The sequence below is a fragment of the Lactiplantibacillus sp. YT640 genome (assembly GCF_049745435.1).
GTDB lineage: Bacteria > Bacillota > Bacilli > Lactobacillales > Lactobacillaceae > Lactiplantibacillus > Lactiplantibacillus plantarum.
This window is the reverse complement of the sequence record NZ_JBMNVY010000017.1, coordinates 23,571-38,048: the sequence shown is the minus strand read 5'-3', so window position 1 is coordinate 38,048 and position 14,478 is coordinate 23,571. Positions and strand designations below refer to the sequence as shown.

Annotated in this window: 14 protein-coding genes and 1 tRNA gene; all 15 read left to right on the top strand. The window is 46.2% G+C overall.

The annotated features are described in order from the left end of the window. Positions 1-4 precede the first annotated feature (4 nt). Positions 5-880, top strand: a complete 876-nt coding sequence (gene thrB / locus ACOV1R_RS10845) for a homoserine kinase (RefSeq protein ID WP_003640906.1) — start codon at positions 5-7, stop codon at positions 878-880. Between the two features lie 55 nt (positions 881-935). After that, positions 936-1,020 (top strand) — tRNA-Leu (locus ACOV1R_RS10840). Positions 1,021-1,251: 231 nt separating this feature from the next. Continuing rightward, the gene (locus tag ACOV1R_RS10835; RefSeq protein WP_021357534.1) at positions 1,252-2,106 is read left to right on the top strand and encodes a C39 family peptidase; all 855 of its coding nucleotides are present in this window, start codon (positions 1,252-1,254) and stop codon (positions 2,104-2,106) included. Positions 2,107-2,396: 290 nt separating this feature from the next. Beyond that, positions 2,397-3,371: a mannose/fructose/sorbose PTS transporter subunit IIA gene (locus ACOV1R_RS10830; protein WP_015379843.1), complete on the top strand. Its 975-nt coding sequence runs from the start codon at positions 2,397-2,399 to the stop codon at positions 3,369-3,371. 35 nt (positions 3,372-3,406) lie between these two features. Next, entirely contained in the window at positions 3,407-4,216 is an 810-nt protein-coding gene (locus ACOV1R_RS10825) for a PTS mannose/fructose/sorbose transporter subunit IIC (RefSeq protein WP_015379844.1), read from the top strand. Between the two features lie 18 nt (positions 4,217-4,234). After that, the gene (locus ACOV1R_RS10820) at positions 4,235-5,167 is read left to right on the top strand and encodes a PTS system mannose/fructose/sorbose family transporter subunit IID (protein ID WP_015379845.1); all 933 of its coding nucleotides are present in this window, start codon (positions 4,235-4,237) and stop codon (positions 5,165-5,167) included. Positions 5,168-5,295: 128 nt separating this feature from the next. After that, positions 5,296-5,682 carry a DUF956 family protein gene (locus tag ACOV1R_RS10815; protein ID WP_003640911.1) on the top strand — a complete coding sequence of 129 codons (387 nt, stop codon included), beginning with the start codon at positions 5,296-5,298 and terminating at the stop codon, positions 5,680-5,682. Positions 5,683-6,131: 449 nt separating this feature from the next. Beyond that, positions 6,132-8,981, top strand: coding sequence for a sigma-54-dependent transcriptional regulator (locus ACOV1R_RS10810; RefSeq protein WP_219033504.1), 2,850 nt, complete (start codon positions 6,132-6,134; stop codon positions 8,979-8,981). 70 nt (positions 8,982-9,051) lie between these two features. Beyond that, entirely contained in the window at positions 9,052-9,471 is a 420-nt protein-coding gene (locus ACOV1R_RS10805; RefSeq protein WP_003640913.1) for a PTS sugar transporter subunit IIA, read from the top strand. After that, the gene (locus tag ACOV1R_RS10800) at positions 9,468-9,986 is read left to right on the top strand and encodes a PTS system mannose/fructose/N-acetylgalactosamine-transporter subunit IIB (protein WP_003640914.1); all 519 of its coding nucleotides are present in this window, start codon (positions 9,468-9,470) and stop codon (positions 9,984-9,986) included. The genes ACOV1R_RS10805 and ACOV1R_RS10800 overlap by 4 nt, the downstream gene beginning before the upstream one ends. A 163-nt stretch (positions 9,987-10,149) precedes the next feature. Then, positions 10,150-11,121 carry a ketoacyl-ACP synthase III gene (locus ACOV1R_RS10795; protein WP_064578378.1) on the top strand — a complete coding sequence of 324 codons (972 nt, stop codon included), beginning with the start codon at positions 10,150-10,152 and terminating at the stop codon, positions 11,119-11,121. Between the two features lie 10 nt (positions 11,122-11,131). Then, entirely contained in the window at positions 11,132-11,533 is a 402-nt protein-coding gene (locus tag ACOV1R_RS10790; RefSeq protein WP_003640916.1) for an acetyl-CoA carboxylase biotin carboxyl carrier protein, read from the top strand. A gap of 2 nt (positions 11,534-11,535) precedes the next feature. After that, positions 11,536-12,858, top strand: a complete 1,323-nt coding sequence (locus ACOV1R_RS10785; RefSeq protein ID WP_015379847.1) for an acetyl-CoA carboxylase biotin carboxylase subunit — start codon at positions 11,536-11,538, stop codon at positions 12,856-12,858. Then, positions 12,855-13,658, top strand: coding sequence for an acetyl-CoA carboxylase carboxyltransferase subunit beta (locus ACOV1R_RS10780; RefSeq protein ID WP_015379848.1), 804 nt, complete (start codon positions 12,855-12,857; stop codon positions 13,656-13,658). The genes ACOV1R_RS10785 and ACOV1R_RS10780 overlap by 4 nt, the downstream gene beginning before the upstream one ends. Next, positions 13,651-14,424: a carboxyltransferase subunit alpha gene (gene accA, locus ACOV1R_RS10775; protein ID WP_003640919.1), complete on the top strand. Its 774-nt coding sequence runs from the start codon at positions 13,651-13,653 to the stop codon at positions 14,422-14,424. Before ACOV1R_RS10780 ends, accA begins: the two co-directional genes overlap by 8 nt. Positions 14,425-14,478: the final 54 nt, after the last annotated feature.

The following is a 14,478-nucleotide window of genomic DNA, read 5'->3' as shown; positions in this document are numbered from 1 at the left end:
GGACATGTTAACGATTTCGGTTCCGGCGACTTCCGCTAATCTTGGTCCCGGTTTTGATTCAATCGGTCTGGCGCTGGACATGCAACTAACGCTACAAGTGTTGCAACCTAGTGACCATTGGCAGATTGACCATCCCTTTGGGGCGGATGTGCCGACGGATGAACGCAACTTAATTATTAAAACGGCGTTGCATTTGGTACCAGATTTACAACCACAGCATTTACAGATGGCTTCAAAAATCCCGTTAGCGCGCGGATTGGGTAGTAGCTCGACGGCCATCGTAGCCGGCTTAGTGCTGGCAAACGAATTGACCGGCGCAACGCGCTCTTCTGCTGAGCTACTGGAAGTTGCCACTCAACTGGAGGGTCATCCAGATAACGTTGCACCAGCCCTATTAGGAGGCTTGGTTGTGGCGACGAACACTGATGGACGCGTCCGTGCGGTGAAGTTACCGTTACCGATGCTTTTTGCAAGTGTCTACGTGCCTAACGAACCGCTATTGACGACCGCCAGTCGCCAAGCCTTGCCAACTGAATTGGCGTACCACCAAGCCGTTACTGGTAGTAGTGTGGCAAATACGTTAGTGGCTGCTCTAGCAACTCAAAATTGGGACGTGGCGTTACCGCTGCTAGAACAGGACCAGTTCCATGAACAGTATCGGGCTAAGTTAGTGCCGGCACTACAAACGGTTAGAGACCATGCCCATGCTCTGGGATTAACGGGGACTTATTTGAGTGGTGCTGGGCCGACGGTGATTACTTTGGGTGATTACGGTCAACTCGCTACGTTGCAGGCACAATTGAGCCAAGATACAACACTCACCGGCCAATTATTCTTATTGCCAATGGATGCAACTGGTGTAAAAGTACAAAAATCTTAAAATAAGCTTGTCAGACTCGCAAAATTTTGTTATAATATTTTTTGTGAGTTGTGATGCGGCCATGGCGGAATTGGCAGACGCGCAAGATTAAGGATCTTGTCGGGGTTAACCCGGTGGAAGTTCGAATCTTCTTGGCCGCACTAACGAATATAAGAATCGATTTCGATAGGTTAGGCCTTGAAGGGTCGATTCTTTTTTTGTTGCGGTAAATTGGACTGGTCACGTTATTCCAGGCTTGCTTTTTTGCCAACTACTTCAACTATGTTCACCAAATTTGCCGTACCTTATTGTTTAATCTCATGATTACCAGCATTATAATGAAAACGGTTAATCTACTGATTACGATATTAAGAGAAGGCGAGGACCAGGCATTGATTAGAATGAGTAGATGGTGGTGGCGTATCTTGGTGGGCGGCTTGCTGGTTAGTGGCGTGGTTTACCCCGCACAAGCGGCCGTAACGACTTATCCGATTACAGGGATTCAGGTGGTGCAGCCGCGGGTCTATCAGACGAATAGTCAGAACGGTGTCGGTTACCATTTAACCGTCGTGCGTCATCAGCGTGCCCAATTGCGTGTTAATTTACATTTAAAGTATCACCAGCATACACAGTGGACGCGTACTGAGCAAGCTGATATTTATCGCAACGGGCATTACCAACGCTTCTACTATGTGCATAATGGTTATCAGCAGAGCGGCTGGATAGCTGCTAATCAGCTAAAACCCGCCAGTACGGCGTCGGTTCAACTGCGGGTACCACTGATTGACCAGCTACCGGAGTTGCCAACGGGGTGTGAGATGACAGCGACTACCATGATGCTGCAGTATGCCGGCGTTAATATTAATAAGGAACAGTTTGCCAGCCACGTGCCGCGCAGTTCGAATCCTAACACTGGTTTTGTTGGTGATCCTGCTTCGGCTTACGGTATTGGTCTCTACATCTACCCCCAAGGCTTGTTACCAACGATCCGCCACTATCTGCCGTCCGCTGTAGATCTCAGCGGGGTGGGCCTGCAACGACTTAAAGCACAGCTCGCTAAACGTCATCCGGTAGTCGCTTGGGTTCAGGGACTCGATGGTTTTGCGAGTCATACAGTGACGCTCACTGGATATACAACGGCAACTATTAGGTACAATGATCCTTGGCGTGGTCAATCTGGACAGATGGGTAACCAAGCGTTTGAGACGATGTGGCAATTAAATGGTCGTCGGGCACTGAGCTATTAAGAAATTGATACCATAGTTAACATTAGTTACTGTTTCATAATTTTATATTAAAAATACGCTATTTGACACACAAAATAATCGTTTTTAATACTGTATCGTGCTAGTGTATCAACTTTGAGCCTGAAATAAGGGCTTTTAGCTTTAGTGTATTTTGGCACGGAATTTGCATATATATAAGTGAGTGCGAAAAAGATTGCGCTTACAGTATCAAAAGCATAAATAGTTACAGGCAATTTAGATATTATTTATTCGTTTTATATGACTGTAACGAAAAAATAGGAGGTACAAAGATGGTAAGCATTATCATTGCTAGTCACGGCGAATTCGCTAAAGGCATCTATCAATCTGGATCAATGATTTTCGGCGAACAAGAAAACGTTCAAGCCGTTACGTTGATGCCTAGCGAAGGCCCTGACGACATCAAGGCTAAGTTGGAAAAAGCCATTGCTTCATTCGACGATCAAGAGCAAGTCTTATTCTTAGTCGACCTTTGGGGCGGTACACCATTCAATCAAGTTAACGGCTTGTTTGAAGCACACAAGGACAAATGGGCAATCGTTGCCGGTTTGAACTTGCCAATGTTAATTGAAGCGTATGCTTCACGACTTTCAATGGATTCGGCACACGAAATTGCCACGCATATCATTGAAACTGCTAAGGATGGCGTGAAGGTTCGTCCTGAAGCATTAGCACCTAAGGAAGAAAAGGCTGCTGCCGCTGCAACGACTAACAATAACGCTGGTCGGCCAGGAACGTTAACATACGGTTTGGCACGGATTGATTCGCGACTCTTGCATGGACAAGTTGCCACTGCTTGGAGTAAGACGGTTAACCCGACTCGGATCATTGTTGCGTCTGATAACGTTGCTAAAGACGAACTGCGGACTAACATGATCAAGCAAGCAGCGCCTTCTGGTGTTAAAGCTCACGTTATTCCAATTGCTCAAATGATTAAGATTGCTAAAGACGACAAGCACTTTGGTGGTCAAAAAGCATTGGTCTTATTCGAAACGCCACAAGATGCGCTACGTGCAATCGAGGGCGGTGTACCAATTAAGACATTGAACATTGGGTCAATGGCCCATTCGGCTGGTAAAGTTCAACCAAACAAGGTTTTGGCATTTGATCAAGATGATATCGACACTTACCGTAAACTTGAACAAGATGGCATCGAATTTGATGTTCGGAAGGTTCCAAGTGATAGTAAGGAAAATATGGATAATATTTTGAACAAAGCTGAAAATATGTTGAAGGAACAAAAATAGTTCCAAGAATATCAGAAAAGATGGAGGATTAAATCATGAATTTGAACGTAATTCAAGTGATTTTAGTCGTACTTGTATCATTTTTAGCTGGTATGGAAGGTATTTTGGATGAATTCCACTTCCATCAACCAGTTGTTGCATGTACCCTAATCGGATTAGTAACCGGACAATTGGTCCCATGTATTATCTTAGGTGGGAGTTTACAAATGATTGCCTTAGGTTGGGCCAACATTGGTGCCGCCGTTGCACCTGATGCTGCGTTAGCATCAATTGCATCTGCAATTATTTTAGTTTTAGGTGGTCAAGGCCGTGCCGGGGTTTCCTCAGCTATTGCGATTGCCGTTCCTTTGGCCGTTGCTGGTTTACTTTTAACGATCATTGCTCGTACGTTAGCAACTGGGATTGTTCACATCATGGACCGTGCTGCTGAAGAAGGTAGCTTTAGCAAGATTGACTTCTGGCAATGGGTTGCTATCTGTATGCAAGGACTTCGGATTGCAATTCCAGCCGCTTTGATTTTAGCCGTTGGTGCTACGCCAGTGAAAGCAATGTTAAATGCTATGCCTAGTTGGTTAACTGATGGTTTATCAATCGGTGGTGGTATGGTTGTTGCCGTTGGTTATGCAATGGTTATCAATATGATGGCTTCTCGTGAAGTTTGGCCATTCTTCGCTTTAGGTTTTGTTTTAGCCGCAATCAGTGAAATTACTTTGATTGGTTTAGGTGCAATTGGGATTTCCTTAGCCTTAATGTACTTGGCACTTTCCAAGCAAGGTAACTCTGGTAGCAACGGCGGTGGCGCTAATACTGGTGATCCAGTTGGCGACATTATCGATAAGTATTAGAGAAGGAGGCAAACTGAGATGTCTGAAACTACAAATATTACTAAAAAAGTAACATTAAGTAAAAGTGATCGTCTGCATGTTTGGTGGCGTTCAACGTTCCTCCAAGGTTCATGGAACTACGAACGTATGCAAAACGGTGGTTGGGCTTATTCTTTAATTCCAGCAATCAAGAAATTATATACAACTAAAGAAGACCGTGCTGCTGCTTTGAAGCGTCACATGGAATTCTTCAATACCCATCCATACGTGGCTTCACCAGTTATTGGTGTTACCTTAGCGCTTGAAGAAGAACGTGCCAATGGGGCACCTATTGATGACGTTACGATTCAAGGGGTTAAAGTTGGTATGATGGGACCTTTAGCCGGTGTTGGGGACCCAGTGTTCTGGTACACGGTTAAGCCTATCGTTGGTGCCTTAGCTGCATCGTTGGCTATTTCTGGTAGTATTGTTGGACCAATCTTATACTTCGTTGTTTGGAATGCAATTCGGATGGGCTTCATGTGGTATACTCAAGAATTTGGGTACAAAGCCGGTTCTAAGATTACCGACGATTTATCTGGTGGTATTTTACAAGATATTACCCGTGGCGCCTCCATGCTGGGGATGTTTATCTTAGCGGCATTGATTGAACGGTGGGTTAAGGTGGACTTCAGTCCGGTTAAGGTTTCGACCATTAAGCAACAAGCTGGGTCGTACATTGATTGGGATAAACTACCAAAGGGTGCTTCTGGTGTTAAGGAAGCCTTAACACAGCAAGCTGCCGGTCGTTCACTTGACAAATACAAGGTAACCACTTTGCAAGACAACTTGGATCAATTAATTCCAGGCTTAATGGCCTTGTTATTAACCTTCCTCTGCATGTGGTTATTAAAGAAGAAAGTCTCACCAATCGTTATCATTCTAGGCCTCTTCGTGTTTGGGGTTCTGCTGCACGTTATTGGTTGGATGTAATACTTGCTTGTGTCATATTTAAAGGATGGACTCGTGGGAGCTCATCCTTTTTATTTACAAGCGTGCTTTGCATAACATAGAGACTCGCCGTATAATCGGTATGAGAATGGATACGAGGAGGGGTTAGTATGGTGCAATCAATTAATACTAAGGTTGATTTAGTTACGAACGGCAATTCGCACATGGGATTGACTGATTATGGCAAAATCATGGTCGGTGATAATGGTTTTGAATTTTATGATGATCGCAATGTTCGTAATTTTATTCAAATTCCTTGGACTGAGGTGAAATATGTAGTTGTATCCGTAATGTTTGGTGGCCGCTGGATTCCACGGTTCTCTTTTCAGACGAAACGTAATGGTATGATCACTTTTTCAGCTAAGGACCCTAAAAAAGTGTTACGGGCCGTTCGGCAATATATTGAGCCTGATCGAATTGTAAAATCACTGACATTTTTCCAAGTCCTTGGGAGAATATTCAAGGGTAAAGGTAAAAAAGATAAGTATTTGAAATAATGACCAATGCTGTCGAGGGTTCTTTGCCGACGNCCGTTCGGCAATATATTGAGCCTGATCGAATTGTAAAATCACTGACATTTTTCCAAGTCCTTGGGAGAATATTCAAGGGTAAAGGTAAAAAAGATAAGTATTTGAAATAATGACCAATGCTGTCGAGGGTTCTTTGCCGACGGATTGGTGATTATTTAATAGTTAGTTTAAGAAGCTTAAGTATCAACGGGTGGGGTTAGCGCGGGTTGATACTTAAGCTTTTTTTTGATGCATCAAAAGCAGTATCCGAGCACGTTAAGGTGCGTCATAAATGGAATTTCAATACCATGAAACAGAAATAGTTGTACTGACAAGTCTTAAAAAGTAACTGATTCGGGAACTATGGTAGAATATAGTGTGTTATAGTGTATCAAAACGGATCAGTTATTTGATAGTGGTGAAAAGGAGTGGCGAAGTTGACCAGAAAATCCAAGATTTGTGAATACGTCCGTCAACATAGCGATCGACACGGACTGACGACGGAAATGGTAGCGACTGCTTTAATGATAGCGCGTTCAAACGTCAGCAAGGAATTAAATGCACTGGTGCGAGAAGGCCAGTTGCACAAGCTGACAGGGCGGCCTGTGCACTATGTTCCGGTGAATGCAACAGCCACAACGGCCACAACAACTAGTGGCGTAGCGAATGGAGCGACGACAGAGCGAATACCGACAGCGCCCGTCGCGACGTCTATGCCTAAACCGGTTGTAAATGATATATTTGCCAGCATGATTGGCTCGCATGAGAGCCTTGCTAATCAAGTGGAACAGGCGAAAGCGGCCATTCTTTACCCACCGCGGGGATTAAATACATTAATCATTGGCCCGACTGGTTCTGGTAAAACTTACTTTGCAAACGCCATGTATCGTTTTGCGGAAACCCAACAAGTCTTAACGAACCCGCAAGGCCTGATTACGTTCAATTGTGCCGATTATGCGCATAATCCGGAATTATTGATGTCGCATTTGTTTGGTTATGTTAAGGGGTCTTTTACAGGTGCTAATGAAGATAAGGACGGTTTGATCCAAGAAGCGGATTGGGGCATGTTGTTCCTAGATGAAGTGCATCGTCTACCACCAGAAGGTCAGGAAATGATTTTTTATTTCATGGATCACGGGACTTATTCACGACTCGGTGAGACGGCGAAGAGTCACCATGCCAATGTCCGCTTAGTTTGTGCAACGACCGAGGACCCAGAAAGTACCCTACTGCAGACCTTTGTTCGGCGAATTCCGATTACGATTCAGCTACCAGCGTTCAATCATCGCTCAGCCAAGGAACGTTTAGAATTACTGAAGGCATTATTGTTATTGGAAGCTAATCGAATCAATAAACAGATTCGGTTAACGGAGGACGTGGTGCAGGCCTTACTTGGCTCAGTCACATTTGGGAACGTCGGTCAGTTGAAGTCGAACATTCAGCTGGTGTGTGCCCAGGGTTTTGTCAATAGCATCGAAAATGACAGTGAAATCACAATCACGATGGATGATTTGCCACAAAATATCCGTAGCGGTCTCATGACAGTAGCCTCTAACCGTCACGAACTGGGGGCCATCTCTGAGTTGTTGGACCCGGTTCTCATCGTGAAGCCAAATGATGGTCCAACGCCGCTTCGTAATAAGAACGATAATTATGAATTACCATATAATTTATATGAGATTATTGGTGATAAAGCAGCGTTACTCCGACGGGAAGGCCTTGATAAAGAACACATCAATCGTTTCATCACGACCGATATCAATGTGCATTTAAAATCATTTTATAAACAAAATCAGTTAGAAGTTTCACCAGAAAACAAGTTAGCCGAGATCGTTGATCAGGACGTCATTGATTTTACCAAGACGGCGCAGATGACGGTTCAAGACATGCTAGGTTATAATTTCAAGGATAACTTTATTTACGCTGTGAGCTTGCACGTCAGTTCCTTTATCAAACGCATCCAGGCAGGCAAGCCCATGCGTCAAATGAGTTCGGATATGTTAGCGATGGTGCGTGAATATCCGGCTGAAATCAAAGCAGCGGAGGCGCTCAAGCAAGGATTAGAGGAACGGTATCATTTACCGATTCCCAAGTCCGAAGTTTATTATCTGGCCATTTTGCTCATCTCGTTAAAATCGATGCAGCTTAACGGCAAAGTTGGCGTGCTGGTGGCAGCGCACGGGATGAGTACCGCGTCTTCCATGGCACAGGTCGTCGGACAATTGTTAGATGATTATGATGTTCAGGCTTTCGACATGCCTCTCGATATGGACCCGAGTGTCGCCTATGATCATGTCAAGCGACGAGTAGAAAAGCTTGATTCTGGGAAAGGAATTTTGTTACTAGTCGATATGGGGTCGTTAACGACCTTCGGGGAACGAATTCAGCAGGAGACGGGAATTGCGACGCGAACGATTGACATGGTGACCACGCCGGTTGTTTTGGAAGCCGTTCGGAAGGCTAGCCTGGTCGATAGTGATCTGGATTCTATGTATCAGGAGCTCGTTGGTTTCAAAGGTTATTCGCGAATTTCACGGAACCTACCAACGGATAGTCAGCGCGCAACAGTCAAGCCCGCCTTAGCGACGGATAAGACGGCACAACGGGCGATTATTGCAATTTGTGCGACCGGCGTTGGGACGGCTGAACGTATCAAGTCAATTTTAGACAGTTTATTAGCTCAAAACTTTATCGAAGGTATCACGGTATTCCCAATCTCAGTGGTCGAAATGAAGACACGGATACAACAAATCAGTCAAAATTATCAAATCATTGCGGCAACTGGGATTACAAAACCCGAATTAGACGTCCCTTTTATTTCATTGGAAGAATTGCTACAAGGTGGTGGCGAAAAGTTTATTGATCAGTTAGCGACGGGGATCGATTCGCCACAGACCATGGCGGAAGAAAGTCAGCAGTTGACACCGGAACTCTGCGAACGGTACTTAGGCGATTACTTCACGTTTTTAAATCCTAAGAAGTTAACGGGAATTTTATGGGAGTATAGCGAAGTGATTGCGACGCACTTGGATGGTGTAATGACGAATGCTTTTCGCATTGATTTGATTATGCACTTAGCGGGTGCGCTAGAACGAACGGCCATCAAAGATGAAATTTCGGCACCCACCGAAGAGATGCCAGACATTATGGCATCGAAGTGGTACCCACTTGTGCAACAGGCCAATCAGCAATTGACAGATCAACTACAGTTAACCTTCTCAGATGCTGAAAATTATTATATTGTGCAATTATTGGAGACTCATCAGGCAAAGGTCGCGATGAGTTGATACACTAACTTGGCATGCTTTTTGCATGTATCTTATTGAGTAGATTTAACCGACTGAGGAGGGAAAGTAGATGTTAGCATTTGTCGTTGTCAGTCATGGGAGTTTTGCGCAGGGCGTTGTCGATTCATCCTACATGATCTTTGGCAAGCAAGATAAGGTCCAAACGGTTACCTTTCAACTGGACGAAGAACCTAATGAATTAGCTGATAAATTAGCTGCTGCGGTTGCCCGGTTTGACGCGGATGACCAAGTCTTATTCTTGGTTGACCTATGGGGCGGTTCGCCATTTAACGCCGCTAGTCGGATCGTTGCCGAACATACAGAGCGCATGGGTCTGATTACCGGTCTGAACCTGCCAATGCTGATTGAGGCTTACACTGTTCGTGATAAGCCAATTGATGAGGTGATTGCCCACCTTGAAGAGACTGGAAAGATTGGGATTAAGCATCTCAAGTTGTTACAGGACGATGGGGAAGATGAACCGCTATGACGATGGATATTCGTTTAGCACGCATTGATAGTCGGCTACTCCACGGGCAAGTTGCCACGGTGTGGACCAAGACGGTCAGTCCTAACCGTATTTTGGTCGTCTCAGACGAAGTTGCCCAGGATGCACTTCGCAAGATTCTAATTGTGCAAGCCGCGCCCCCTGGTGTGAAAGCTAATGTGATTACAGTTGACAAAATGATCGAGATTTATCAAGACTCGCTATTTGATGAAGTAAAGCCACTAATCCTAACTGATACGCCCCAGAACATGGCGCGCTTAGTAGCGGGGGGACTTGATTTTAGCAAAACGGGCATTGATATTGGTAGTCTAGCTTTTTCAGCGGGCATGGTGATGGTCACCAATGCTATTGCAATCGGTCAAGCCGAAGCACGGGCATTATATGCGTTACAAGCAGCGGGATTAAAGGTGTTTGCGCAGAAAGTCCCGACGGATAAAAGGGTTGATGTGATGCCGCTATTAGCTAAAAATGGCTTTATGGCGCCAGATAAGTATTAACAAAGTTATGATGGACAGTGGTGTGTCGGTTATGGGCACCACTGTTCTTTCATTTTGGCTAGGTTTCTAAGGATTTACCAAAAATACAGCCGTAAACTTTGACGGATAGGCTTTTATTGATAAAATTAAACTAATCGAAACGGAAAGTAGCGGGGGTTTAAAAATGCCAACTTATACAAAATTAACCGCCATGGGACAATATGTTCCGGGACGCGTTGTTGATAATGACGAATTAGCAGCCATTATGGACACTAGCGACGAATGGATTCAGGCGCATACTGGGATTAAAACCCGACACTACGCGATGAATGATGAAAACACCTCGGATTTAGCCGCCCAGGTCGCCCAGCAGTTACTACAAAAAAGTGGTTTAGCTGCCAGTGCCATTGATTTGATCCTAGTTACGACAATTACGCCCGATGCCTTAACACCTGCGACGGCTTGTTTAGTGCAAGCTAATATTGGCGCTGATAATGCGTTTGCGTTCGACCTGAGTGCAGCGTGTGCTGGGTTCACGTTTGGCCTAGCAACGGCTGACAAGTTTATTCGCAGTGGGCAATACCAAAATGTGATGGTGATCAGTGCGGAAGTTAATTCCAAGATGATGGACTTTCAAGACCGGACGGCAGCCGTCTTCTTTGGGGACGGTGCTGGTGGCGCGTTATTACAAGCTACTGACAATCCAGATGAAAACAGCTTGATCGCTGAGAAATTAGAATCGCAAGGAAACGCTACGGTCATTCACTCTGGACGAGTACGGCCGATTACTGAAGTTGCCGCAACGAACTACCCGCAAACGGATGCGTTTTACCAAGTTGGACGGGATGTTTTTCAATTTGCCACGACGGTTGTTCCAGAACAGATGCGTGGGTTAATTGCGAGTGCGCAACTGACACCCAGTGATTTACAATACGTGATCTGTCATCAAGCTAATTTACGGATCATTGAAAAAATTGCGGCTAACTTGGCGTTACCAATGACGAAGTTTCCACATAATGTTGATCATTATGGTAATACGTCCTCAGCTGGGGTGGCAATGGCCTTAGCCAATGTTTTTGATACCTTAACTGGGCCAGTGTTGTTAACAGCATTTGGTGGCGGGCTAGCGTATGGCTCAGTCTTGATCAAGAAGTAGGAGTGTGCAGATGGAATTAAAAGATTTAGATCGATTAGTTGAGAAATACGCGCGACAGGGTTATCAGCAAATTCGCGTTAAAGCCGGCGACTTGGAGATTGAAGTGACAAAACCAGCGTTAGCTTCAGAAACGGTAACTCCCGTAGCCGCTACGCCTGCCAGCACAGTTGCGGAGACTGAAGATGAAGTCGTTACACTGCCGAGTCCGATGGTCGGGGTGGTCCACTTGGCACCAGATTTAAAGGTTGGTCAGTCACTGACAGCTGGTCAAGAACTAGGCCAGATTGAGAGTATGAAATTATTCAATCCATTAGTTAGTCCGACCGATGGGACGTTAACAGCAGTACTAGTTGCTGACGACGCCACTGTTGAGTACGAACAACCGTTATTTACAATGCGAAAGGATCGGTAGCTATGTTTCGCAAGCTGTTAATCGCGAATCGCGGTGAAATTGCCGTACGGATTATCAAAGCCTGTCAACAATTGAATATTCAGACGGTCGCCGTTTGCTCAACTGCTGATCGGCATGCGGGTTACACACAATTAGCGGATGAAGTGGTCTGTATCGGACCTGCAGCTGCCAGTGGATCGTATTTAAATGCCGAAGCGATTCTAATGGCTGCAATTAATACGCACGCCGATGCGATTCACCCGGGATATGGTTTTTTAGCTGAAAATGCGGATTTTGCCGCCATGTGTGCGGAATGTGGCATTGCCTGGATTGGCCCGCAGACTGAGCAAATTAAGTTGATGGGTGATAAGGCCCGCGCTAAGGATTTTGCACGGCAACAAGCCGTTCCGGTACTAGCAGGTCAATCATTACAGGGCTTAGCATGGCCGGATATTAAACACGCGGCCGCCAAGATCGGTTTTCCACTAGTTTTGAAAGCCAGTTATGGTGGCGGTGGCAAGGGTATTCGAGTGCTTACCGACGTTCATGAACTCCATCAACAATTGCGGGCTGCGCGTCAAGAAGCTGCTGCGTCCTTTTTGAACGATGCGATGTATTTAGAGCAATTTCTGACAACTGCCCGCCACATTGAAGTTCAAGTCCTCGGCACGGGGACGAAATTATTCATTCTTGGTGATCGTGACTGTAGCCTCCAATTGCACAAGCAAAAGGTTCTCGAAGAAAGTCCGGCAAGTATTTTGACTGAGACACAACGCCGGACCTTATACGATCTGTCCCGGCAGTTATTAGCGGGTACACATTATCAAAGCTTGGGCACAATTGAATACTTATTTGCGGATGGTCAGTTCTATTTCATGGAAATGAATACGCGTTTACAGGTTGAACACGGGGTGACAGAATTAACCACCGGAATTGATATTGTGGCTGAACAAATCAAACAGGCGGCTGGCGTCACGGTTGATTTTCCAGAGCATGTTGGCTTGCAGCCCAAGTGTACGGCGATCGAAGCTCGATTGACCGCTACCTTACCGGTTAAGCAGACGCGGATTGAAACGCTGAGCTGGCCAGCCGATGTACGAGTGGATACGGATTATCATCAGGGCGATCGGCTAGTAACCATGTATGATGGTTTAATTGCCAAGTTGATGGTCACCGGTGCGAACCGTCAGCAAGCCGTGCGCAACTTACAACGGGCCTTAGCGCAAGTAACATTGACAGGACCCACGACGAACTTAACTTTTCTACAGCAAACGGTGGCCCGGCCGGCCTACATTCATGATCAGTACACGATTCACAGTCTAGCACGTTGGGAGGCGTCGAAATGAGTCATTATCCAGCTTCTGGGACCTGGCAAGCCTGCCCTAAGTGCGGTCGGCACGTCCACCAACGCCAATGGGGCACTTATCAGCAATGTCCTTATTGTCACTATTGGCAACGACTGACGACGGCGCAACGATTAGAACAACTCGTCGACGAAGGGTCGTTTCAGCCGTTGACGATGACTGAGCGGCCTGTCAATCAGCTGGGGTTCCCGGACTATACGAACAAACTGCGGCGGGCCCAACGCCAGACCGGGTTAAACGAGGCTGTTGTCTGTGGAACGGCCCTGATTGAGCAACAACCCTGTATCTTAGCAGTGATGGATAGTCATTTTATGATGGGGACGTTAAACACGGCGGTCACACGTCGCTTATTGCATGCTAGTGAACAAGCGCGGGCCCAACGGCTACCACTGATCATTGTGACCGCCTCAGGTGGTGCTCGGATGCAAGAAGGTGTTTATGCCTTGGTCGGAATGAATTTGATTCTGGCAGAATTAGCACGGTTAGCAGCAACGCCGTTACCCTTGATCACAGTGCTGACAGATCCCACTATGGGGGGCGTATCGGCGAGTTTTGCGTTTAAGGGTGACCTGATTATCGCAGAAGCGGGTGCTAAGATTGGCTTTGCCGGAGCCCGGGTCATCCAACAAACTTTGCCTGTCAAGCTGCCGGCGGATTTTCAAACGGCGGATCAGCTGTTTAAAAATGGCATGGTGGATGCAGTTGTTGAACGACCTCAATTGCGGTCAACGCTAGGACAAGCATTAGCGAATTATGGGATTGGGAGGTCAGCCCATGGATAAACGATTACAGCGATTACGGGCGGCTGATCGGATCAGTGCGCCGACTATCATTCAAGCGTTATTGCCGACAATGACGCAACAACGGGGAGACCGTTTATTAGGTCAGGATGCGGCTTTAACGGCTGGCTTTGGGCGCACTGCCACTGGTCGCCAATTAGCTGTTCTGGGCGTTGACCGGGGTGTTGATATTGCGAGCCGGCGTCGAAAAAACGGGGGAGCATTAACTGTTCCCGGCTATCGCACGGCGTTAAGAGTCGTAACCCATGCGGCTAAATTTGGGTGGCCGGTCGTTAGCTTAATCAATATGCCAGGTGCTGATGCGAGCCCCCAATCGGAACGCTATGGTCAGAGTCAGGCCATTGCGGACTTGATTGCGGCGACTGGTCAGCTGACCGTACCGAACGTTGTTGTATTTCTCGGTGAGGGCCATAGCGGTGGGGCGTTAGCCTTTGCCAACGCCAACCGCATTATCATGCTAGATGATGCACTTTTCAACGTTGCTTCTCCCGAGGCAGTCACCGCGATTTTACATGGGCAACAGACCAGCAGTGACGCCATCGATTTATTACCAATGACAGCTAGCGCTTTGCAGTCGCGCGGCTTAGTTGACCTGGTTATTGACCATCAGGATCAGACATTAGTCGCTGCGATCAACCAGGCGATTGAGACCCAACTTGCTGCACTAGAAGCATTGCCGGCACCGGATCTAATTGAACAGCGCGAAGCAAAGTTTCAACACTTTTTACAATCTTGGCCGGTCAATTAAAAATAATCATCAAAAAATGGGCTTCTCAGAATTTTTATTCTGAAGAAACCCATT